The sequence below is a fragment of the Streptomyces sp. NPDC048337 genome (assembly GCF_043201175.1).
Classification (GTDB): domain Bacteria; phylum Actinomycetota; class Actinomycetes; order Streptomycetales; family Streptomycetaceae; genus Streptomyces.
The window spans coordinates 1-20,940 of record NZ_JBICYR010000049.1; the positions used below are offsets into that span (position 1 = coordinate 1).

19 protein-coding genes and 4 pseudogenes are annotated in these 20,940 nt (G+C 71.0%); 12 read left to right on the top strand and 11 right to left on the bottom strand.

Annotated features, from left to right (window positions below; translation table 11 throughout):
* Window positions 1-320 (top strand): hypothetical protein (locus ACGFYU_RS37190; protein ID WP_393831730.1); only part of this gene is annotated, 320 nt, incomplete at its 5' end.
* Between the two features lie 87 nt (window positions 321-407).
* On the opposite strand, the pseudogene ACGFYU_RS37195 reads toward ACGFYU_RS37190, so the two are convergent.
* Window positions 408-803: pseudogene (locus ACGFYU_RS37195) on the bottom strand (DNA-3-methyladenine glycosylase); the annotation flags it as partial.
* 68 nt (window positions 804-871) lie between these two features.
* Here ACGFYU_RS37195 and ACGFYU_RS37200 point away from each other — a divergent pair.
* The 3 genes and pseudogenes from ACGFYU_RS37200 to ACGFYU_RS37210 form a co-directional block, all read left to right on the top strand.
* A complete protein-coding gene (locus tag ACGFYU_RS37200) occupies window positions 872-2,320 on the top strand; it encodes a recombinase family protein (protein ID WP_393831731.1) in 1,449 nt (482 codons plus the stop codon).
* Window positions 2,321-2,574: 254 nt separating this feature from the next.
* A pseudogene (locus tag ACGFYU_RS37205) lies at window positions 2,575-2,780 on the top strand (hypothetical protein).
* A pseudogene (locus ACGFYU_RS37210) lies at window positions 2,764-3,111 on the top strand (DUF6879 family protein); the annotation flags it as partial. The pseudogenes ACGFYU_RS37205 and ACGFYU_RS37210, both read left to right, overlap by 17 nt.
* Window positions 3,112-3,183: 72 nt before the next feature.
* On the opposite strand, the gene ACGFYU_RS37215 reads toward ACGFYU_RS37210, so the two are convergent.
* Window positions 3,184-3,795 carry a DNA-3-methyladenine glycosylase gene (locus tag ACGFYU_RS37215; RefSeq protein WP_393831744.1) on the bottom strand — a complete coding sequence of 204 codons (612 nt, stop codon included), beginning with the start codon at window positions 3,793-3,795 and terminating at the stop codon, window positions 3,184-3,186.
* Between the two features lie 63 nt (window positions 3,796-3,858).
* Window positions 3,859-4,064 (bottom strand): annotated as a pseudogene (locus tag ACGFYU_RS37220) (DNA-3-methyladenine glycosylase); the annotation flags it as partial.
* 97 nt (window positions 4,065-4,161) lie between these two features.
* Here ACGFYU_RS37220 and ACGFYU_RS37225 point away from each other — a divergent pair.
* The 3 genes from ACGFYU_RS37225 (at window position 4,162) to ACGFYU_RS37235 (ending at window position 6,236) form a co-directional block, all read left to right on the top strand.
* A complete protein-coding gene (locus ACGFYU_RS37225) occupies window positions 4,162-4,944 on the top strand; it encodes a sporulation protein (RefSeq protein ID WP_393831732.1) in 783 nt (260 codons plus the stop codon).
* Between the two features lie 105 nt (window positions 4,945-5,049).
* On the top strand, window positions 5,050-5,583 hold the full coding sequence (locus ACGFYU_RS37230) for a YbhB/YbcL family Raf kinase inhibitor-like protein (RefSeq protein ID WP_393831733.1): 534 nt from the start codon (window positions 5,050-5,052) through the stop codon (window positions 5,581-5,583).
* 149 nt (window positions 5,584-5,732) lie between these two features.
* Window positions 5,733-6,236, top strand: coding sequence for an HNH endonuclease (locus ACGFYU_RS37235; protein ID WP_393831734.1), 504 nt, complete (start codon window positions 5,733-5,735; stop codon window positions 6,234-6,236).
* A gap of 48 nt (window positions 6,237-6,284) precedes the next feature.
* Here the strand turns inward: ACGFYU_RS37235 and ACGFYU_RS37240 are convergent, their stop codons facing one another.
* The 4 genes from ACGFYU_RS37240 to ACGFYU_RS37255 form a co-directional block, all read right to left on the bottom strand.
* Entirely contained in the window at window positions 6,285-7,055 is a 771-nt protein-coding gene (locus ACGFYU_RS37240) for a sulfite exporter TauE/SafE family protein (protein WP_393831745.1), read from the bottom strand.
* Window positions 7,056-7,151: 96 nt separating this feature from the next.
* Window positions 7,152-8,138: an SPFH domain-containing protein gene (locus ACGFYU_RS37245; protein WP_393831735.1), complete on the bottom strand. Its 987-nt coding sequence runs from the start codon at window positions 8,136-8,138 to the stop codon at window positions 7,152-7,154.
* Window positions 8,139-8,222: 84 nt separating this feature from the next.
* Window positions 8,223-8,651, bottom strand: a complete 429-nt coding sequence (locus ACGFYU_RS37250; RefSeq protein ID WP_393831736.1) for an NfeD family protein — start codon at window positions 8,649-8,651, stop codon at window positions 8,223-8,225.
* 80 nt (window positions 8,652-8,731) lie between these two features.
* Window positions 8,732-9,532, bottom strand: coding sequence for an ABC transporter ATP-binding protein (locus tag ACGFYU_RS37255; protein WP_393831737.1), 801 nt, complete (start codon window positions 9,530-9,532; stop codon window positions 8,732-8,734).
* Between the two features lie 146 nt (window positions 9,533-9,678).
* Between ACGFYU_RS37255 and ACGFYU_RS37260 the strand changes: the two genes are divergently transcribed.
* Window positions 9,679-10,464 (top strand): hypothetical protein, encoded by a 786-nt coding sequence (locus ACGFYU_RS37260; protein ID WP_393831738.1) that lies wholly within the window; start codon window positions 9,679-9,681, stop codon window positions 10,462-10,464.
* A 362-nt stretch (window positions 10,465-10,826) separates the two neighbouring features.
* Here the strand turns inward: ACGFYU_RS37260 and ACGFYU_RS37265 are convergent, their stop codons facing one another.
* The 3 genes from ACGFYU_RS37265 to ACGFYU_RS37275 all read right to left on the bottom strand — a co-directional run bounded on the left by ACGFYU_RS37265 (window position 10,827) and on the right by ACGFYU_RS37275 (window position 12,987).
* A complete protein-coding gene (locus tag ACGFYU_RS37265; protein ID WP_393831746.1) occupies window positions 10,827-11,072 on the bottom strand; it encodes a chaplin in 246 nt (81 codons plus the stop codon).
* Between the two features lie 138 nt (window positions 11,073-11,210).
* Window positions 11,211-11,864 (bottom strand): response regulator, encoded by a 654-nt coding sequence (locus ACGFYU_RS37270; RefSeq protein WP_393831739.1) that lies wholly within the window; start codon window positions 11,862-11,864, stop codon window positions 11,211-11,213.
* The gene (locus tag ACGFYU_RS37275; RefSeq protein ID WP_393831747.1) at window positions 11,857-12,987 is read right to left on the bottom strand and encodes a GAF domain-containing sensor histidine kinase; all 1,131 of its coding nucleotides are present in this window, start codon (window positions 12,985-12,987) and stop codon (window positions 11,857-11,859) included. The genes ACGFYU_RS37270 and ACGFYU_RS37275 overlap by 8 nt, the downstream gene beginning before the upstream one ends.
* Window positions 12,988-13,160: 173 nt before the next feature.
* Between ACGFYU_RS37275 and ACGFYU_RS37280 the strand changes: the two genes are divergently transcribed.
* The 3 genes from ACGFYU_RS37280 to ACGFYU_RS37290 all read left to right on the top strand — a co-directional run bounded on the left by ACGFYU_RS37280 (window position 13,161) and on the right by ACGFYU_RS37290 (window position 16,057).
* A complete protein-coding gene (locus ACGFYU_RS37280; protein ID WP_393831740.1) occupies window positions 13,161-13,991 on the top strand; it encodes an SDR family NAD(P)-dependent oxidoreductase in 831 nt (276 codons plus the stop codon).
* Window positions 13,988-15,091: an S-adenosylmethionine:tRNA ribosyltransferase-isomerase gene (locus tag ACGFYU_RS37285; RefSeq protein ID WP_393831741.1), complete on the top strand. Its 1,104-nt coding sequence runs from the start codon at window positions 13,988-13,990 to the stop codon at window positions 15,089-15,091. The genes ACGFYU_RS37280 and ACGFYU_RS37285 overlap by 4 nt, the downstream gene beginning before the upstream one ends.
* Before the next feature lie 309 nt (window positions 15,092-15,400).
* Window positions 15,401-16,057 carry a transglycosylase SLT domain-containing protein gene (locus tag ACGFYU_RS37290; protein ID WP_393831742.1) on the top strand — a complete coding sequence of 219 codons (657 nt, stop codon included), beginning with the start codon at window positions 15,401-15,403 and terminating at the stop codon, window positions 16,055-16,057.
* Between the two features lie 73 nt (window positions 16,058-16,130).
* On the opposite strand, the gene ACGFYU_RS37295 is transcribed toward ACGFYU_RS37290, so the two are convergent.
* Window positions 16,131-18,629: an FHA domain-containing protein gene (locus ACGFYU_RS37295; protein WP_393831748.1), complete on the bottom strand. Its 2,499-nt coding sequence runs from the start codon at window positions 18,627-18,629 to the stop codon at window positions 16,131-16,133.
* A 268-nt stretch (window positions 18,630-18,897) separates the two neighbouring features.
* Between ACGFYU_RS37295 and ACGFYU_RS37300 the strand changes: the two genes are divergently transcribed.
* A complete protein-coding gene (locus ACGFYU_RS37300) occupies window positions 18,898-20,433 on the top strand; it encodes a streptophobe family protein (protein ID WP_393831743.1) in 1,536 nt (511 codons plus the stop codon).
* Window positions 20,434-20,940 lie beyond the last annotated feature (507 nt).

Consider the following 20,940-nt stretch of genomic DNA (forward strand, 5'->3'; position numbering starts at 1 on the left):
ATCCACCGAAGTGGACGGGGTATCAACTTCTGGCGTTGATTTTTGGCACGCTGTTGAGTTCTCAAGGAACGGACGCTTCCTTCGTACTCACCCTCAGTAACACTTACTGGGGCTTTCCTCCGGGCTTTCGTTCTGTGTTCCCAACTCTACCAGATCATTTCCGTGTCGTTTCCGACTTGGATTTGAATTCGGTGGCCGTTGGGGGCCTTTGCCTTTCGGCGTTCCACCACATTAGCGCTTATCCCTTGCGGCTCATAATCGGGCCGGTCGGATTCGAATTCGGGCATGCCGAATTCGACCCCGCCAGGGGTAAGTCGTAGGTAGTGGGTTGGCCGCTCCGGGGGTCTGCCGATAGCAGTGCCCCGTTCAAGCGGCTCGGGCTACGTTAGGCGTCCGGCAGGGCCGAGTCAAGTTGAGCGGCGGCGTGGCGCGTGGGCTCGGTAGGGGCTCACCGTCGGGTCGTGCGTGATCCAGAAGCGGTACGGGTGGGCGGCGCCGGCGCCGCCGACTCCGGTGCGGGGGCCGCTGCTCACCAGGTCGGGTGAGGTGGGGGTGCCCGTGAGGAGGGGCAAGGGGGACTCGGGGCCCGCGCAGAGGTCCGTGCCGTCGAGGGAGCGGTCCACGTCCAGGGCCGTGGCCAGGCGGGCCGGGCCTTTGGCCAGTTCTCGCGGGTATCTGGCGGAAATTCGGCGTTTGGCGGCCAGGTCGGCACCCTCCGCGATCTCGCCGGCGCGGATCAGGACCCCGCTCGCGTGGTCGGGCGAGCCGCACACCAGGTTGAGGCTGAACCACATGCCACAGGTAACTCACTAGGCATGTACGTCGTTGGTCCGGCAGCATCGGCAAAGCCACGACAAGCAGGAGACAGGCAGTGCGAGCGATCATCTACGCCAGGCTCAGCCCCACCCCGAGGGGCGAGGAGTCCAAGGGTGGGAACCTGACACAACAGGTCGAGCTGAGTCAGGCGCTGTGCGACCGGAAGGGTTGGTCGGTCGTAGCCACGATCGTCGAGAAGGACACGTCGGCTTCGACGAAGCGGGGAACCAAGCGGAGCGCGGAGTGGGAACGCGTCAAGGCTCTGGTGGAGGACGGCAAGGCGGACGCCATCGTGTCCCGCCACTACGACCGCATGTACCGCACCCCCTGGGATCTTGAGGACCTGGTCGACCTGGCCGAGGCGACCGGCGTCACGCTGGCCGCCGCACAGGCGCAGGGCGTGCTCAACCTGTCCACCCCGTCCGGGCGTCTCGCTGCTCGTATCGGCGCTGTGGTGGCTCGCAACGAGACCGAGATGCGAGTCGAGCGTCAGGTGCTCGGACACCAGCGGCGCAGGGAGGCGGGGAGGCCCTTCTGGAGTACTCGCCCCTTTGGCTTCGAGCGGGACGGCAGGCACCGGGAAGCAGAGGCGGAGGCCCTGCGACAGGCGTATCGGGATGTCCTGGCCGGCGTCACCCTCTGGTCCATCGCGAAGGACTGGAACACGCGTGGGCTGTTATCGCCGCACGGCAAGGAGTGGCGCAGCTCGAACCTCCGGATGGTCCTCTTGAAGCCGAGGAACGCGGGAATCCAGACGTACTCGCAGTGGGTCGAGAAGCCGGACGGGACGCGCGTGCGGCGGACCGAGGAGACCGGCGCGGGCAACTGGGAGGCGATCGTCTCCGAGGGCATATTCCGTGCGCTGGTCCGCTACCTGAGCGACCCCGAGCGCAACACGGGCGGCGGCGGCAAGCGCAAGGCCCTGCTGTCCGGCGTGGTCCGCTGCTCGAAGTGTCAGGCCGTCGTCACTCAGGGGTGGAGCAAGAAGAACGCGGCAGGAGAGCGGTATCGCATCTACACCTGCTCGGGTGGCCGGTGCATCACCTGCCCCGCGGACCCGCTCGACTCCTTCGTGGTCAGGAAGGTCATCGACAGGGCCGAGGAGTGGAACGCGGCACCGGCCACGGATGCCGCGGACGAGGAGCGAGAGGCCGAGCTGCTGGCCGAGGAGACGGCCGCGTCCGAGAGGCGCACCGCCCTGGCGGAGATGTTCGCTGCGGGGGACATCGACGCGTCGACCCTGCGGACGGGCATCGGCAGGTGTGACGCCGACCTGACCAGGATCCGCGCAGAGCTGGCAGACCTGGCATCGAATCGGGTGCGCGTCGACCTGGGCGACGTCGAGTACCTGTGGGAGGAGCTGGACTACGAGGATCCTGACCGCATCGACTACGTGCGGACCGTCGTCATGCAGGTCTGCGAGCTAGTCGAGCTGATGCCGCGCGGTCGAGGGGTCCGATCCTTCAAGGGCGAACACTGCCGGATCACGTTCCGGAAGCCCTGAGATCCGATCGCGGAGGGCCGAGCCGGCTGTCCGCGCGAAGTGAGCACGGGCCCTGTCTGACGAGAGTCGGGCGGGGCCCGTCGTCATACCCGGCGAGGAGGGCCCGGACATCACTCAGCGCCTCCGTGCGCCCTCGCTCCCCCAGTTCATGCAACAACGTGCATGAGTCAAGTCCGTGCATGGACGGTCGCGATAGGCCCCCGTACGGTCGCCTCAGGCGGCCCGGCCGGGGCGTCAAGTCAAGGGGGTTCCGCATGGCGCGCGAAGAACTGACTCGGCTCACTGGCAACGGCAACGGCACGTGTGGAGAGGCTGACTGCCCGAACGTCTACTGCACCGCTTCCGGCTCCATCGTGGTTCAGGCTGATGTGTCCGACGCCTAACTCCCCCGCAGGGGGAAGGGCTCGTGGAGATCCCTGAGAGCGTTCTTCGGGAGGCTGTTCGTGCTCTTGGATGGTGACGACTGGCGCGCGGTGCTCCGGGGCTTCCAGACGGAAGCGTGGCGACTGGAGACTCTGCCCCAGTACCTCGTACCGCAGGAGGCGGAAGAGCTTGAAGCCTTCCGGTCAGGCAGGCGCGTCGACCCGCGCGCCTACTCGTCCGCGTACACGGAAGACCTGAAGCGGCTACGTGGTGAGGGGAAGAGCAAGGGGCGAGTGCACGTCCTGACTCGACCGCTCTCCGAGTACCTGCGCTTCGAGTTCTCCCGGTACTACGCCCCGCACGTGCTCGCCGGGGAGGACATCCGCATCCTTGACGTGACCGAGCGAGAGAACCCATTGCCGGATGTCGGACGATCATGCAACGCCTGACCCCAAGCCGCACTGACTCACCGGCGGGCCGCCAGCAAGGCTCACAGCGGCTCAGCCTCCAGCGGGTGGTTTGGCTCGCGGGCTCAGTCGGTATGCCGAGACCGTCGGATCACCGGCGAGGTAGAACCGGTGTTGCCAGTCGTGGGCCTTGCTCACGCCTACCCGAGGGCCGACCTGGATGAGCGCGGCAGGTACCGGCTCACCCTCGGACAGCACGACCGAGGCACCTGTCAGGAGGTCTGCGCCGTTGTGCTCCGCCGTGATGCCGAGTGCCTGGCCGACGTTCCCCGGACCTCGGGCAAGACGTGGGCTCTCGACCCTCTCCCCTCGCCGATTGCGCGCCAGGTCTTCGCCCTCGATGACCCTGCCTGCCCGGATGAGGACGCCCGAGGCGATGCCATCCGTACCGGTGACGACGTTGGCGCACCAGTGGAGACCGTGGGACCGGTAGACGTAGAGGTGTCCTGCGGGCCCGAACATGGTGGCGTTGCGGGCAGTCCGGCCCCGGTAGGCATGGGAAGCTGGGTCAGCCGTGCCGGAGTACGCCTCGGTTTCCGTAATGGCGATGCTCACAGTCCCCTCGGGGGTCTTGCAGGTGAGGACGCATCCGAGCAGCTTGGGGGCGACCTCTTCAGCGGGATGGGAGAGGAGTTCAACATTCATGCTGACTGCCTTGACATGCCGTAGATGAAGTAGACGTACGCGTGCCGGGTGGACCGAACATCGATGTTGCGCGCCGTGCGGCCGCGGTAGGCGTGGGAGCCGGGGTCCGACTCGCCCTCGTACGCCTCCACCTCCGTGATGCGCAGTTCGATGGGGCCGTCGGGGGTACGGCGGACCAGGGTGCGGCCGAGGAGGTCCGGAGCCACCGTGAGGACCGGGCGGTCGAAGAAGGACCGGGGCAGGGGCGTACGGTCGGGGCGCGCGCTCATCCGGTCGAGCGTAGTGGAACGCGCACACCTGCAACCGGGGCCTAAGGTTCCGCGTTGGTAAGGGGTAGTCGCACAAGCCTTCAAGGGGAGTCAGAGCATGGGGTTCAGGAAGCTGTTCGCGAGCCTGGGTGCCGGTGGTGCTTCGGTGGACACGATCATCACGGAGCCGAACGTCGTGCCGGGCGGCATCGTCCAGGGCGAGGTCCGGATCCAGGGCGGATCCGTGGAGCAGCAGATCGAGGGGCTGTCCGTCGGGCTCCAGGCGCGGGTCGAGGTGGAGGGCGGCGACCAGGAGTACAAGCAGGACGTCGTGTTCACCAAGCAGCGCCTCGGCGGTGCGTTCCAGGTGCAGCCCGGCGCGCTGCACGTGGTGCCGTTCGGGTTGGAGATCCCGTGGGAGACGCCGATCACCCACTTCGGGGGTCAGCACCTGCACGGGATGAACATCGGGGTCAGCACCGAGCTGGAGATCGCGCGGGCCGTCGACGCGGGCGACCTCGACCCGATCAACGTGCACCCGGTGCCGGCGCAGCAGGCGATCCTCGACGCGTTCCGGCAGCTGGGCTTCACCTTCCGCAGTGCGGACATGGAGCGCGGGCACATCCGGGGGACGCGGCAGACGCTGCCGTTCTACCAGGAGATCGAGTTCCTGCCGCCGTCCCAGTACCGGGGCCTGAACCAGGTCGAGCTGACCTTCGTGTCGGACGGGCGCGAGATGGACGTCGTCCTGGAGATGGACAAGAAGCCGGGGCTGTTCAGCGAGGGCAGTGACACCTACCGCTGCTTCCAGGTGGGGCTGCAGTCGTACGAGGGCACCGACTGGGCGGCGTACCTGAACCAGTGGATCGCGTCCGTGGGTTCGCAGCGCAACTGGTTCTGAGACGTCGTAGTACGAGAGGTTTCGTAGTACGAGAGATCACGTAGTACGGTGATCCTCGTACTTCTTGCCGACCCCCGGCGCACATCCCTATCAGGAGGTTCAGCAATGGCCGATCAGAGCAGGGCTCCGCTTCCGCACGACTTCCACCCTGAGGTGCACGAGTTCACCGTGACCAGCACGGATCTCGCGCCCGGCGCCGATCTGGGCCACGCCCAGGTGAAATCGGGCGGCGACCGCTCGCCGCAGCTGAGATGGGAGGGCTTCCCGGAGGGGACGAAGAGCTTCGCCGTGACGTGCTTCGACCCGGACGCGCCCACGGGCAGCGGGTTCTGGCACTGGGTGCTCTTCGATCTGCCGGTCTCGGTCACCGAGCTGCCGGCCGGGGCCGGCGGCGGGAAGTTCGAGGGGCTGCCGGCCGGGGCCGTGCACGTACGGAACGACTACGGGACCAAGGACTTCGGCGGTGCGGCTCCGCCGGCCGGGGAGCGGCACCGGTACGTGTTCACCGTGTACGCGGTGGATCAGGAGAAGCTCGGTCCCGGTGACGACGTGTCTCCCGCGGTGGTCGGGTTCAACCTCCGCTTCCACACGCTCGGGCGGGCTCAGCTCATCGGCGAGTACGAGGCCTCCGCGCGCTGATCCTTCGCCGAGCGTTTGCCCGGTCCTGGTCTAAAGAAGGCCTGGACCGGGCATTTTTATTGCGTTGTCCCGCGTGGCGCGCGCGGCCAGAGTGGTTGCGGGCCCTGCCGCCGCTGTGGTCGCGGGCCTGCACACGGGAGGTGGGCGAGATGCGGGACACGCTGGTGCTGAATGCGAGCTTCGAGCCGCTGTCGACGGTGACCTTGAACCGGGCGGTGGTCCTGGTGCTCCAGGACAAGGCCGTCGTCGAACAGTCGCATCCCGAACTGCGTGTGCGCGGAGCCAGCATGGATCTTCCGATGCCCCGGGTGATCAGGCTCTGCAGGTACGTCCGGGTGCCCTTCCGAAGACATGCCCCCTGGTCGCGGAGGGGGGTGTTGGTCCGCGACCAGCACCGGTGCGCGTACTGCGGGAAACGCGCGACGACCGTGGACCACGTACTGCCCCGCGCCCAGGGGGGTGGGGACACCTGGCTGAACACGGTGGCCTCCTGCGCCGAGGACAACCACCGCAAGGCGGCGCGGACTCCGGAGGAGGCGGGGATGCCGCTCCTCCGGAAGCCCTTCGTGCCGTCTCCGGCGGACGCGATGCTGCTGGCCCTGGGGGTGGCCGGGCGGGAGGCGCTGCCCGAGTGGCTGGAGCGCTCCGCCTAGGACCCCCGCTCGCTGGGCGACGTGGCGTACGTAGTTTCGCTACGTCGCTCAGCGGACGAGCAGCTGGACGATCGCGAGGATGCCGACGGTCACGATGACCGCGCGCAGGACGGTCGGCGGGAGGCGGCGGCCGACCTTCGCGCCGATCTGGCCGCCTATGGTCGAGCCGACGGCGATGAGGAGGACGGCCGTCCAGTCGAACTCCGCGACGAAGAGGAAGAAGACGGCCGCGATGCCGTTCACCATGGCCGCGATGACGTTCTTGACGGCGTTGATGCGCTGCAGGTCCTCGCGGAGCAGCAGGCCCATCAGGCCGAGGTAGAGAACCCCTTGGGCGGCACCGAAGTAGCCCCCGTACGCGCTGGAGAGCAGCATTCCGGAGAGGAGTGCCGGGCCGCCGTCGGGGTGGCTCGGCTCGCTTCCCGTGGCTGCCTGTCGCTTGCGCAGGGCGGCGGCGAGCCGGGGCTGGAGTACGACGAGGACGAGGGCGAGTCCGATGAGGACCGGCACGATCGTGTCGAAGGAGTCGGACGGCAGGGTGAGGAGCAGGACGGCGCCCGCGAGTCCGCCGGCGAGGGATACGGCTCCCAGCCGCAGGATGCGGGCGCGCTGGCCCTGGAGCTCCTTGCGGTAGCCGATGGCTCCGCTGATGGAACCGGGCACCAGGCCGAGGGTGTTGGACACGTTGGCGGTGACCGGTGGCAGACCGGTGGCGAGCAGCACCGGGAAGGTGATCAGGGTGCCGGAGCCGACGATGGTGTTGATCGTGCCGGCACCGATGCCGGCCGCGAAGACGGCGAGCGATTCCCAGATGGACATGGACATGGACGGAGCCATCCCCTTTGCGTGAGTGAGTCGCCTCCCCGCCATGAAGGTCGAGGGGCCTCACTGATCATGCATGAGGGGACGGTCCGGTCAGTCGATGGGGGGCTGTTCGCGGCGGTCGGCGCCGGTCGCGTCGGCGGGGGTGCCGTGACTGCCGGCGTCCTTGCCGGGGCCCTGCGGGTTGAAACCCGATCCGCCGCCCAGGGGGCCGAAGTTGCCCATGGCGCCGGAGAGCCCCTTGAGCGCGTCGCCGATCTCGCTGGGGACGATCCAGAGCTTGTTGGCATCGCCTTCGGCGATCTTGGGGAGCATCTGGAGGTACTGGTAGGCGAGGAGCTTCTGGTCGGCGTCGCCGGCGTGGATGGACTCGAAGACCGTACGGATGGCCTGCGCCTCACCCTCGGCGCGCAGGGCGGCGGCCTTGGCCTCACCCTCGGCCCGGAGGATGGAGGACTGCTTCTCGCCTTCGGCGCGCAGGATCTCGGACTGCCGGACACCTTCGGCCTGGAGGATCGCGGCGCGCTTGTCGCGGTCGGCGCGCATCTGCTTCTCCATCGAGTCCTGGATGGAGGTCGGCGGCTCGATGGCCTTGAGCTCGACGCGGTTGACGCGGATGCCCCACTTGCCGGTGGCCTCGTCGAGGACCCCGCGCAGGGCGGCGTTGATCTCCTCGCGGGAGGTGAGGGTCCGCTCCAGGTCCATGCCGCCGATGATGTTGCGCAGCGTGGTGACGGTGAGCTGCTCGATGGCCTGGATGTAGCTGGCCACTTCGTACGTCGCGGCGCGGGCGTCGGTCACCTGGTAGTAGATGACGGTGTCGATGTTGACGACCAGGTTGTCCTGGGTGATGACGGGCTGCGGCGGGAAGGGGACGACCTGCTCGCGGAGGTCGATCCGGTTGCGGATCGAGTCGATGAACGGGACGACGATGTTGAGGCCCGCGTTGAGGGTGCGGGTGTAGCGGCCGAACCGCTCGACGATGGCGGCGCTGGCCTGCGGGATCACCTGGATCGTCTTGACCAGTGCGATGAAGACCAGAACCACCAGAATGATCAGGACGATGATGATCGATGACATGCGGTTCCCCGTGCCCTTCCGGCTGTCTGTGCTGCCCCGTTGAACGGAGTCTCGCAGACCGGGGGCCCGCGAGCAGGCTGCTTGTCACATGACGACGGCGGTGGCCCCGTCGATCTCGACGACGTCGACGGACTGGCCGGGCTCGAAGCTGCTGTCCGCGTCGAGGGTGCGCGCGGACCAGATCTCGCCGGCGAGCTTGATGCGGCCGCCGTGGCCGTCGACGCGTTCGAGGACGACTGCGCTTCTGCCTTTCAACGCGTCGATGCCGCTGCGGTGTTGGGGCCGCTGGTCGCGGTGCCGGTTGGCGATCGGCCGGACGACGGCGACGAGCGCGACCGACACGATCACGAAGACCAGGACCTGGGCCACCACTCCCCCGCCCACGGACGCCGTGACGGCGGCCGCCACCGCGCCGACGGCGAACATGCCGAACTCGGGCATCGCGGTCAGGACGAGGGGGATGCCCAAGCCGACCGCGCCGATGAGCCACCACACCCATGCGTCGATGTCCACATGGTCATGGTAGGTCGGGTGGGCGCGGTCGGGACAGGGTGCGACGGCCGGTTGCCGTCCGTTGCCGTACTCGCCCCGTACTAGCGGAGCGGGAGGCCCTGGGCGGTCCAGCGGTCGTGGTCGTTGCGCTCGACGATCAGCGGGAGGCCGAAGCAGAGCGAGAGGTTGCGGGAGGTCAGTTCGAGGTCGATGGGGCCCGCGGTGACCACCTTGCCCTGGCGGATCATCAGGACGTGGGTGAAGCCGGGGGCGATCTCCTCGACGTGGTGCGTGACCATGACCATGGAGGGGGCGAGCGGGTCGCGGGCGAGGCGGCCGAGGCGGCGTACGAGGTCCTCGCGGCCGCCGAGGTCGAGGCCGGCGGCGGGCTCGTCGAGGAGCAGCAGCTCGGGGTCGGTCATCAGGGCGCGGGCGATCAGGGTGCGCTTGCGCTCGCCCTCGGAGAGGGTGCCGAACTTGCGGTCGAGGTAGTCCGACATGCCGAGGCGGTCGAGGAAGGCGCGGGCGCGCTGCTCGTCGACGTCCTCGTACTCCTCCTGCCAGGTCGCGGTCATGCCGTAGGCGGCGGTGAGCACGGTCTGCAGGACGGTCTGCCGCTTGGGCAGCTTGTCGGCGAGCGCGATGCCGGCGACACCAATGCGCGGGCGCAGCTCGAAGACGTCGCTGCCGGGCTTGCCGAGGGTGCTGCCGAGGATGGTGGCGGCGCCCTTGGTGGGGAAGAGGTAGCTGGAGGCGAGGTTCAGCAGCGTGGTCTTGCCGGCGCCGTTGGGGCCGAGGATGACCCAGCGCTCCCCCTCCTTGACCGACCAGGAGACCTGGTCCACCAGAGCCCGGCCCTCGCGGACCACGGATACGTCCACCAGCTCCAGAACATCGCTCATGAGCGTGTTGTCACCCCTTGCAGTCACGGTTCTCTGTGCCCGCCTGTAGGCGTGGCCCCAGGGGAAAACCTACGCCACTCGGGGAGGGGTCCGGGGCCGGGGCCGGGTCAGGGATGGGTCACGGATGGGGTCCGTAGAGTTGGGGGATGCTTTTCGAACCACGTTCAGGGCGGCTGGCCGCCTGGGGGAACGCGCTGCTGGCCGGTCTGGTCTCGCCCGATGAGGCCGTGTTGTCGATCGTGGGCGAGGACGCCGTGCACCGGGTGGAGGGTCTGCCCGGGGAAGCGGGTCCGGTGGGGCTCACACTGGCGCTGGGGCGCCTGCGGACGCTGGGGGTGACCGGGCTGCGGGTGGCTCTGCCGGCTCCGGGGCATCCGCTGGGGCTGAGCGGGCCGCCGGAGTTCAACGCGCGGGCGCTGGACGCCGAGGAGGCGGTGATCGCGGTGGGTGCGGCGGTGGGGCTGGTGCCGGAGGTGTACGAGGCCGGGCCGACCGGGGACGTGCACGTGTCGGTGACCTGGCACTGCCTTCCGGTACGGGAGGCTCCGCCGGCGGACGTGCCGTCGCTCGGCGAGGCGGAGCGGGAGCTGGCGGAGGCGCTGCGCGAGGCGACCGTGACGCTGACCCGGCTGGACGTGGCGGGGTCCGGGCCGGTGGCGGAGGCGGCGTTGTCGGCGTACCGGGCGCGGGCGGAGGGCTCCGGCCAGGAGATGCTGGCGCCGGGGTATCCGGCGCGGGCGGTACGGGTGCTGGCGCTTGCGCAGCGGGTGGACCTGATGGTGTCGCTGGCGTACGAGACCGGGCACGGCGGGGCGGTGGCGGCCTCGGAGATGGCGGCGCGGGCCGAGGCGTTGCGGCCGGTGGAGCGGGTGGCTCGGCGGGCCCTGGTCGCCGCGTACAACTCGGCCGTTGAGGCGCGCGAGCGGGATTAGCCTCCGGCTCGGGGTCGCGGTAGGGGTGCTGCGCTCGGCCTCCCGGGGCTCCGCCCCGAGCCCCGCGCCTCAAACGCCGGCGGGGCTGGAATTGGCTCGCCTGCGCCCGCGGGTGCGCGTACAAGATCGGGGCTCCGCCCCGGACCCCGCTCCTCAAACGCCGGAGGGGCTGGATTTGCCCGCCTGAGTGGGCAGGCGCCGGTTTCAAGAACGGGGCTCCGCCCCGGACCCCGCTCCTCAAACGCCGGAGGGGCTGGATTTGCCCGCGCTAGTGGGCGGGTGCGGGCCGGTCGTGCCTTGGCCCCGCTTCCCGGGGAGAGGGGGGAAGCGGGGCCGAGGGGGTGAGCGCTGTGCGGGGTGGGTCAGGCGTTTACGCCGGTGTTGCCCCAGACGCCGTTCAGCAGGCCGATCACGGTGACCGTGTTGCCGACCACGTTGACCGGGACGTGCACGGGAGCCTGGACCAGGTTCCCGGAGGCCACGCCGGGCGAGTTCAGGGCCTCGCCCTCCGCCGACGCACCGCCGTGCGCCGAGGAGACACCGGCGCCGGCGGCGACGAGGCCGCCCGCGATCATGGTGACGGCTGCGGCCTTCTTGAAGTTCTTCACGTTCTCGTCCTCCAGTACGTCTGCCGCGACCAGCCGCCGCGGCACGTCATCAAGAACGGTCATCCGACGAACCGGATGCGCCATCCGGGCGACATACACCCGACCGTATGAATCCCAGGTCGGAACGAGACGCTCCGTTCACTCCGTGATTCCGTGCCTGACCGCCCACAACGCCGCCTGCGTCCGGTCGGAGAGGTCCAGCTTCATCAGGATGTTCGAGACATGGGTCTTGACCGTCTTCTCGGAGAGGACCAGCGCGCGGGCGATCTCCCGGTTGGAGCGGCCGTCCGCGATGAGGCCCAGGACCTCGCGTTCGCGGTCGGTCAGCGAACCGCTGCGGCCCGCCGGGACGCCGTGGTCCTCCTGCGCGAGCAGGGTCGACGCCACCTCCGGCTGGAGGAGGACGTGGCCGGCGTGGACGGAGCGGATGGCTCCGGCCAGGGCGTCGGGGTCGATGTCCTTGTAGACGTATCCCGCCGCGCCGGCCCGCAGGGCGGGGACCACCGTCCGCTGTTCCGTGAAGCTGGTGACGATCAGGACCCGGGCCGGGTTCGCCCGCTCGCGCAGCCTGCGCAGGGCCTCGATGCCGTCGGTGCCCGGCATCTTGACGTCCATGAGGATCACGTCGGGCCGCAGCTCCTCGGCGCGGGCGATGCCCTCTTCGCCGTCGGACGCCTCGCCGACCACCTCGATGTCGTCCTGGACCTCCAGGAAGGTGCGCAGGCCCCGGCGGACCACCTGGTGGTCGTCGACCAGCAGGACGCGGATTCGGCCGGTGCCGTTGTCAGCCACCGGGGACCTCCATCTCGATCGTGGTGCCCTTGCCGGGCTCCGAGTGCACGGTGAGCCGGCCACCGACACCGCTCGCGCGGTCCCGCATCGAGACCAGGCCAAGGTGGCGGCCCGCGCGGCGGACCGTCCTCGGGTCGAAGCCCTTGCCGGAGTCCGTGACCTTGAGGACCGCCCCGCCCCCGGCCCGGGTCAGCGTGACCTCGACGCGGTCGGCGCCCGAGTGGCGCAGCGCGTTGTGGAGGGCCTCCTGGGCCACGCGCAGGAGGGCTTCCTCCTGGGTCGCGGGGAGGGCCCGTACGCCGTCACAGGTGAAGGTGACGTGCGCGGTGTGCGCGCGGTCGAGTACGTGGACGTGGGTCCGGAGGGTGGCGACCAGGCCGTCCTCGTCCAGGGCTGCCGGGCGGAGCTCGGTCACGGCGGCGCGCAGTTCGTCGGCCGCCTCGGCGGCGAGGGCGGCCACCTGCTGGAGCTCGCCCTTGGCGCGGGCCGGGTCGCGGTCCACGAGGGCGGCGGCGGCCTGGGCGGTGAGGCGGAGCGAGAAGAGCTTCTGGCTGACGGCGTCGTGCAGCTCGTGCGCGAGCCGGGAGCGCTCCTCGGCGATGGTGAGCTCGCGGCTGCGCTCGTAGAGCCGGGCGTTGGTGAGGGCGATGGCGGCGTGCTGGGCGAGGAGGGAGAGGAGTTCCTCGTCCTCGTCGGTGAAGCCGTGCGGCCCCTTCTTGTTCGCGAGGAAGAGGGCGCCGAGGGTCTCCTCCCCGTCCCGGACCGGCAGGCCGAGGAAGTCGGACATCTCGGGGTGCGCGGACGGCCAGCCCTCGAAGCGCGGGTCCTGTCGTACGTCGGCCAGCCGCTGGGGGCCGTCCTGGTGGAGCATCGCGGCGAGGATGCCGTGCTGGCGGGGCAGGGGGCCGATGGCCCGCCACTGCTCCGGGCTGATGCCGTCCACGACGAACTGGGCGAAGCCGCCGTGGTCGTCCGGGACGCCCAGGGCCGCGTATTCGGCGTCGAGGAGCTCGCGGGCCGACACGACGATCGTGCGCAGGACGTCACGGACCTCCAGGCGGCGGCTCATGGCGAGCAGCGCGGTACTCACGGCGGCCAGGCCGCCGCAGGGTCCGCCGTACATGGGGCTACCGGTCATGGACTCACCGTACCCGCGGCCCTGACCTGCGGGATCGGGCCGGGGGCGTAGGTCGAAGGGACCTGCCCGGGTGGGGCCGGCGGCCGACGCGGCGGTGGGGTCCGGGTTCCTAGCGTGGGGGCATCTGCTGAACGGAACGGAAGGCAAGGGGTGCGGTCATGTCGGTGGCGATGGTGACGGGGGCCTCGCGGGGGCTGGGCCGGGCGCTGGCCGGGGAGCTGGCGGCACGCGGCTGGGACCTGGTGCTGAGTGCGCGGGGCGCGTCGGCGCTGGAGGAGACGGCGGCCGCGCTGGCCGGGGCCGCGGGGGTACGGGTCACGGCGGTGGCGGGGGACGTGTCCTCTGGGGCGCACCGGGCTGCGCTGGTGGCGGCGGCGCGGGAGCTGGGCGGGCTGGACCTGCTGGTGAACAACGCGGGGGTGCTGGGGGCGGAGCCGCTGGTGCCGTTGGCGGCGCATTCGCTGGACGGGCTGCGGGAGGCCTTCGAGGTCAACGTGGTGGGGCCGCTGGGGCTGGTCCAGGAGGGGCTGCCGCTGCTGCGGGCCTCGGAGGCCGGGGCGGTGCTGAACATCAGCTCGGACGCGGCGGTGGTTCCGTATGCCACGTGGGGTGCGTACGGGGCCACCAAGGCGGCCGGGGATCTGATGTCGGGCGTCCTGGCGGTGGAGGAGCCGGGGCTGCGGGTGTGGTGGGCGGATCCCGGTTCGATGCGGACGCGGATGATGGCGGCGGCCGAGCCCGGGGAGGACCTGGCGGGGCTGCCGGCGCCGGAGGAGGTGGCCCCGGCGCTGCTGCGGCTGGTGGCGGAGCGCCTGCCGAGCGGCCGTTACACGGCCGAGGGCCTGGCCGAGCGCCTCGCGGCGGGCCGGGCGGTCGAGGAGGGTGGCCGACCGGGTGCGGGGGCCGGGGGCACGGCCGGAGCCTCCGGGTCCGGAGCAGCGGGGCGGGCGCGCGAGGCCGTCGCCCCCGGGACGGGGGGCGGGCGGTGAGGGGGGCGGCCGCGGTACCGGAGAAGGGACTGTATATACCGGACATTCCGCCGGGCCTTTCGGCCCGGGTGCCCGCCGAGCAGCGCGGGCCCGGGCTGGGGCGGGACGCGGTGCGGTTGCTGGTCTCGCGGGGCGGTGAGGAGGTGTCGCTGCACGCCTTCCGGGAGCTGCCGGGGCTGCTGCGGGCCGGGGACCTGCTGGTGGTGAACACCTCGGCCACGCTGGCGGCCGCCGTGGACGCCCGGTTGGGCCGCGAGGACGTGGTCGTGCACTTCTCGACCAGGGGTGACGACGGGCGCTGGGCGGTGGAGCTGCGGGACCCGGCCGGCCGGGGGACGACCCGGCCGCGGGCCGGTGGGCCCGCGGGGGCCCTCGTGGAGCTGCCGGGCGGGCATGCCCTCGTACCGGAGGAGCCGCTCGCGGCGGGGGCGGACCGGCTGTGGTGGGCGCGGCCCTCGCCGTCGCTGGAGGCCGCGGGCGTACCGGCGCTGCTCGGGGCGTACGGGAGGCCGATCCGGTACGCGTACACCGAGCGGGACCAGCCGCTGTCGGCCTACCAAACGGTGTTCGCGGTGCCCGCGGCCGACGGGGCGGGGTCGGCGGAGATGCCGAGCGCCGCGCGGCCCTTCACCGCGGAGCTGGTGGCGCGGCTGGTGAGCCGTGGGGTGCAGTTCGCGCCGCTGACCCTGCATACGGGGGTGGCCTCGCAGGAGGCGCACGAGCCGCCGTACCCGGAGCGGTACGAGGTGCCCGCGACGACCGCGTGGCTGGTGAATGCCGCGAGGGCGGCCGGCGGAAGGGTGATCGCGGTGGGGACCACGGCGGTGCGGGCTCTGGAGTCGGCCGCGGACGGGGCCGGGGCGGTGCGGGCGGCCGGGGGCTGGACGGACCTGGTGGTGACGCCGGAGCGCGGGGTGCGGGTGGTGGACGGGCTGCTGACCGGTCTGCACGAGCCGGAGGCTTCCCATCTGCTGATGCTGGAGGCGGTCGCGGGGCGTGCGGCCGTACGGCGCGGGTATGCGGAGGCGGTGGCCCGGCTCTGCCTTTGGCACGAGTTCGGGGACGTCCATCTGCTACTCAAGGATGAGAGCGGTCACTGACTGCGTTGCTTCAGCAACGCACGGTGAAACCGTTACGTGCTCGATGTGAGCCCGCACATAGGACGCACATCACTTACGAAGGACCCTAGTGGACAGGTAAAGGTCCTGTCAGCACGGGTGCGCCTAGCGTCGGGGCCGAAAATCGGGCCTCGGCGCCCGCCCCTGATCCACTAAGCGGGATCGTACGTCACACCTTTGCCACAAGTTTTTGCCACCGCTAAGAATTGCCATCGCCGCACAGCGCCGCGGATCTCCGGATCCTCGCGGCGCTTTCCTGCGGCCCCCGCGATTCGAAGAGGTTGCCCGCTTATGTCTGCTTCCAGCACTCCCGGTCACAGTCGTCTGACGAAGGCACACAAGCTGTCCGTTGCCGGTGTCGCCACCCTCGGTGCCGCCGCGCTCGCCTTCTCCCTCGTCCCGGCCGGTGCCGCGGAGGGCGACACGATCGCCGCCGCCCCCGTCGCCTGGACCCAGGTCGTCGACGGCGCCCAGGCCAAGGCCGTGCAGCAGCACCTCTCCGTGCAGCAGATCGTCGCGGACAAGAACGCCAAGGACGCCGCCAAGGCCAAGGCCGAGGCCGCCGCCAAGAAGGAGCGCGAGCAGAAGGAGGCCGCGAGCCGGTCCGCCGCCCGCACCCCCGTCTTCGCGAACAACCTCGACGGCTGGATCAAGGAAGCGCTCTTCATCATGAAGCGCGAGGGCATCCCGGGCACCTACGCCGGGATCCACCGCAACATCATGCGCGAGTCCAGCGGCAACCCGATGGCGATCAACAACTGGGACATCAACGCCCAGAACGGCATCCCCAGCAAGGGTCTGCTCCAGGTCATCTACCCGACCTTCAAGGCGTACCACGTCAAGGGCACCAAGTTCGACCAGTACGACCCGGTCGCGAACATCGTCGCCGCCTGCAACTACGCGGCCGACCGCTACGGCTCCATGGACAACGTCAACAGCGCCTACTAGGCCTTGCTGATGCGCCTCAGGGCGGCACCCGGATTTCCGGATGCCGCCCTGAGGTGTTTTCGTACGTGCCCGATTACTTGCCGGCGCGCATGACCTCGGGCTCGTGGCGGCGCAGCAGGCGCTGGACCGCGAAGCCGCAGGCGATGCCGAGGAGCAGCAGGACGGTGATGTTCAGGCTCCACTGGCCGACCGTGGCGTCCCAGAGCGGGTCGGTGTTGGTCGGGTTCTCGGCGTCCCACGGCGGCATGAGCTTGCCGAGGTTCAGCGTGGTGCCGGCCGCGGCGATGGCCCAGCGGGACGGCATCAGCCAGGCGAACTGCTCCAGGCCCGGGGAGTCGTAGACCTGGAAGAGGATGCCGGTGAACACGACCTGGACGATCGCGAACATCACGAGCAGCGGCATGGTCTTCTCGGCGGTCTTCACCAGCGAGGAGATCACCAGGCCGAACATCATCGAGGTGAAGCCGAGCGCGATGACCGACAGGCAGATCTCGACGGCCGGCGGCATGATCAGGCCCTCGGTGGGCAGGTCGCGCGGGAAGAAGCCGATCGCACAGATGATCACGCCCTGGATGGCCGTGATGATGCCGAGGACGATCACCTTCGACATGAGGTACGCGGACCGGTACAGGCCGGTGGCGCGCTCCCGCTCGTAGATGACGCGTTCCTTGATCAGCTCACGGACCGAGTTGGCGGCGCCCGAGAAGCACATGCCGACCGCGAGGATCAGCATGATCGTGCCGGCGTCGCCGTTGAAGCGGGACGGCGCGACCGGCGGCGCGAGGCCGAACTTCGCGGGGATCACCGTGGAGACCACGCCCAGGACCGCGGGCAGCAGCACCATCAGGGCCAGGAAGCCCACGTCCGAGGCGATCACCGAGACGTAGCGGCGGATCAGCGTCCACAGCTGCGAGCCCCAGCCCTGCGCCTTCGGCGGCATCATCTGCTGCGGCGGCATGGCGACGGCCTGCGGGGCGACCGAGTCGAGGTCGGCGGCGTACAGCTGGTAGTGCTGCGAGCCCTTCCAGCGGCCGGCCCAGTCGTAGTCGCGGTAGTTCTCGAAGGCCGAGAAGACGTCCGCCCACGTGGTGTAGCCGAAGAAGTTCAGCGCCTCGTCCGGCGGGCCGAAGTACGCGACCGAACCGCCCGGGGCCATGACCAGCAGCTTGTCGCAGAGGGACAGCTCGGCGACGGAGTGGGTGACGACGAGGACCGTGCGGCCGTCGTCGGCGAGGCCGCGCAGCAGCTGCATGACGTCGCGGTCCATGCCCGGGTCGAGACCGGAGGTCGGCTCGTCCAGGAAGATCAGCGACGGCTTGGTCAGCAGCTCCAGGGCCACGGACACGCGCTTGCGCTGACCACCGGAGAGCGCGGTGATCTTCTTGTCCTTGTGGATGTCGAGCTTGAGCTCGCGCAGCACCTCGTCGATGCGGGCGGCGCGCTCGGACTCGGCGGTGTCTCCGGGGAAGCGGAGCTTGGCCGCGTACTTGAGGGCCGTACTGACCTTCAGCTCCTTGTGCAGGATGTCGTCCTGCGGGACCAGGCCGATGCGCTGGCGGAGCTCCGCGAACTGCTTGTACAGGTTGCGGTTGTCGTAGAGAACCTCACCCTCGTTGGCGGGCCGGTAGCCGGTGAGCGCCTTGAGGAGGGTCGACTTGCCGGAGCCGGACGGGCCGATGACGCCGATCAGCGACTTCTCCGGGACGCCGAAGGTGACGTCCTTGAGGATCTGCTTGCCGCCGTCGACGGTGACCGTGAGGTGGCGGGCCGAGAAGGAGACCTCGCCGGTGTCGACGAACTCCTCGAGGCGGTCGCCGACGATGCGGAACGTTGAGTGGCCGACGCCGACGATGTCGTTCGGGCCGAGCATCGCGGTGCCGGACTTGGGCAGCGGCTGACCGTTGACGTAGGTGCCGTTGTGGCTGCCGAGGTCGTGGATCTCGAAGCGGCCGCCGGGCATCGAGCGGAACTCGGCGTGGTGGCGGGAGACCTGGAGGTCAGAGACGACCAGTTCGTTCTCCAGCGCACGGCCGATGCGCATGACGTGGCCCAGCGAGAGCTGGTGGAACGTCGTCGGGCTGCGGTCTCCGCCGTAGCCGGGGGCCGCGCCGCCCCGCTGCTGCGGGAAGTGCGGCTGCGGCTGCGCGTGCTGCTGCTGCGCGTGATGCTGCTGTTCCCAGGCCTGCTGCTGGGGCTGCTGCGGGGCCTGGTAGGCGGGGGCGGCCTGCGCCGCCGCCTGGTGCGGCTGGGCGTATGCCTGCGCCGGGGCCTGCTGGGCGTGCTGCGCGTGCTGGGGCGCCGCGGCAGCGACGGGATTCAGCCGCGGGCCGTCGGTCGCGTTGCCCAGGTGGACCGGCGTGCCGGGCACGAGCTCGGCCTGCTGGACCCGAGCCCCGTGCACGTAGGTGCCGTTGGTGCTGCCGTGGTCCTCGATGCCCCAACCACGGCCGTTCCAGCTGATGGTGGCGTGTCGCCACGACACCCGGGCGTCATCGATCACCACATCTCCCTGGGGATCGCGCCCCAGCGAGTACGACCTGGACGGATCGAGCGTCCAGGTCCTTCCGTTCAATTCCAGTACGAGTTCCGGCACTCCAGCCCCACTTAAGTCCCCCGAGAATCCCCCATGACGTCAGGGAGTCTAGGGATGGCGAACATCCGGGGGAACTATTTCAGGCCCACAGCCGTATGTGGAATCCGGGCCTTGCCGGGGCGTCTACGACCGCCCGTTGACGGGGGCGAAAGTCACCCGGAGAGTGAGATACGGGACTTCTCGCCCGGCCGCCCGAGCCGCCCGGCCTTCCGGCCGGCTCGGGCCGACGCTCATCGGGGGACCGCGCATGCGCCGTATTCGTTGGGGAGACGTGATCCTGTCCGGCGTCGCCGCCGTGGGCTGGTCCCTGGCCGTGATGGCGGGGGTCGCCGCGCTCGGACTGCACCTGCTGGGCGCGGACGGGACCGGGGGCTCGCTCGGGGCGATGACCGCGGCCGTGGTGGTCCTGGCCGTCGGCGGGGCCGTGACGCCCTCAGGGGACCTCTCGGTCTTCGGCGTCGGCGGGGCCGGGGCCGAATCCTCCCTGGACGTCATGCCCTTGGGGGTGGGGCTGGCCGGAGCGCTGGTCCTGGCAAGGGTGTTCCTCCGCTCGCTGCGGCCCGGTGCGGCTCCCGGGGACCGGGCCGCGCGGGTGGCGGTGGTGCTCGCGCTGCTCGTCGCCGCGGCGGGTGGGCTGGCGTGGATCGGGCACGACGTGGTCACCCTCGACGGGGCCGTGCTGCCGCTGCCGAAGGCTCCGCCGAAGCTGGAACTCCCGGGGGTCGGGGACATCGGCGGGCTCCTCCCGGACCGCGTCGGCGACCTCATCGAGGCACGGGGGCGGGTGGGGTTCTCGGTCGAGTCGGGGCCGACGCTGGTCGGCGCGGGCGTCTGGGCGCTCGGGGTCCTGGCCATCGCCCTGGCCGCCTCGCGGCGCGGACCGGCGGCGCTCGCCCGGCTGCGGCCTGCCGTGTCGGCGGTGGTGACGGTGCTGCTGGTGGCGGTGGCCGCCGGGCTGGCTGCGGCGGTGTGGGCGGCGCTGGACGACGCGCATCCGCGGCGGGTACTGGGGGCCGCGCTGCTCGGGGCGCCGAACGGGGCCTGGCTGGGGGTGCTGGTCGGGCTGTTCGTCCCGCTGCGCGGGCGGGTCACGGGGGCCGCCGAGCGGCTGCTGCCCGATCCCCTGGACGGGCTGCCGGTGACGGTGTCCCGGCTCGCGGAGCACGACGGGCGGGCCTGGCTGCTGGTCGCGGGGGCGGGCCTGTTGCTGCTCGCCGCGGGGGTGCTGGCGGCCGTACGGACTCCAGGGCGCGGGATCGGGGGGTGCGCGGCGCGGATGTCGGTGGTGACGGGGGTGGCGGCGGGCGTGGTGGTGTGGGTGACGGGGGTGTCGGCGGATGCGGCCGTGGCGGTGCTGGGGGTGGATGCGGTGGGGGCGGGGGTGGAGCTGCGGGGGTCCTTGCCGTACGCGGTCCTGCTGGGGGCGGCGTGGGGCGCGGCGTCCGGCGCGGCGGGCGCCGCCCTCGCGGGCCGCCACCGCCGACCCCCCGCCTGGCCACCCCCCGGCCCGGCGGCCGACCCCGACGCCCCAACGTCCCGGGCGGCGCCCGGCCCCGGGGGCCCGAGGTCCTGGCCGGTGCCCGGCGCCGACGCACCGACGGCACCACACGGCCCCGGGGGCGGCCGCCCGTACCGGGACCCGGACGTTTCCTGGGACGTGACCGTCACCGGCATCCCGCCGCGGCCCCCCAGGCCGACACGCCCTCCCCAGCGCCCGCCGTTCACCCCGCCTCCCCCACCGGGATCCCCGCCACCACCGAAGCCACCGGGGCCCCCACGGTGACGGTCCGCACGACCGGCCGCCGCGCGGAGCGGTCCCCCACCCGCCCTCCCACCGTTCCCCGGGCTCCACCCGGCCCCGCCCAAGACCCGGGGCTCCGCCCCAGACCCCGCTCCTCAATCGCCGGAGGGGCTGGAGCCTGGCGTGACTGGCCATGCGCGGCTCAAAGATCCGGGGCTCCGCCCCGAACCCCGCGCCTCAAACGCCGGCGAGGCTGAAGTTGCCTGGCGTGGCCAGGTGCGTGCCGGTCAAAGATCGGGGCTCTGCCCCGCACCCCGCGCCTCAAACGCCGGCGAGGCTGGATTCGCCCGGCGAAGCTGGATGTGCCCGGCGTAACTGGATGTGCGCGGCGAGGCTGGATGTGCGCGGCGAGGCTGGACGTGACCAGTGAGGCTGATGCTGCCCGGCCGGGGGTGGGGACGGGGTGGGGTGTCGGCCGGGACTAAAACGAGATGAATTCGGCGCGATGGCAGGTCCGACAGAGCCGACCCGGAAAGGGCGCCGAACATC

Coding starts and splice junctions, on each gene's coding strand:
- ACGFYU_RS37215 (WP_393831744.1), bottom strand. CDS start 3,795: ATGAATGTTGAACTCCTCTCCCATCCCGCTGAAGAGGTCGCCCCCAAG.
- ACGFYU_RS37225 (WP_393831732.1), top strand. CDS start 4,162: ATGGGGTTCAGGAAGCTGTTCGCGAGCCTGGGTGCCGGTGGTGCTTCG.
- ACGFYU_RS37230 (WP_393831733.1), top strand. CDS start 5,050: ATGGCCGATCAGAGCAGGGCTCCGCTTCCGCACGACTTCCACCCTGAG.
- ACGFYU_RS37235 (WP_393831734.1), top strand. CDS start 5,733: ATGCGGGACACGCTGGTGCTGAATGCGAGCTTCGAGCCGCTGTCGACG.
- ACGFYU_RS37240 (WP_393831745.1), bottom strand. CDS start 7,055: ATGTCCATCTGGGAATCGCTCGCCGTCTTCGCGGCCGGCATCGGTGCC.
- ACGFYU_RS37245 (WP_393831735.1), bottom strand. CDS start 8,138: ATGTCATCGATCATCATCGTCCTGATCATTCTGGTGGTTCTGGTCTTC.
- ACGFYU_RS37255 (WP_393831737.1), bottom strand. CDS start 9,532: ATGAGCGATGTTCTGGAGCTGGTGGACGTATCCGTGGTCCGCGAGGGC.
- ACGFYU_RS37260 (WP_393831738.1), top strand. CDS start 9,679: ATGCTTTTCGAACCACGTTCAGGGCGGCTGGCCGCCTGGGGGAACGCG.
- ACGFYU_RS37275 (WP_393831747.1), bottom strand. CDS start 12,987: ATGTACGGCGGACCCTGCGGCGGCCTGGCCGCCGTGAGTACCGCGCTG.
- ACGFYU_RS37280 (WP_393831740.1), top strand. CDS start 13,161: ATGTCGGTGGCGATGGTGACGGGGGCCTCGCGGGGGCTGGGCCGGGCG.
- ACGFYU_RS37290 (WP_393831742.1), top strand. CDS start 15,401: ATGTCTGCTTCCAGCACTCCCGGTCACAGTCGTCTGACGAAGGCACAC.
- ACGFYU_RS37300 (WP_393831743.1), top strand. CDS start 18,898: ATGCGCCGTATTCGTTGGGGAGACGTGATCCTGTCCGGCGTCGCCGCC.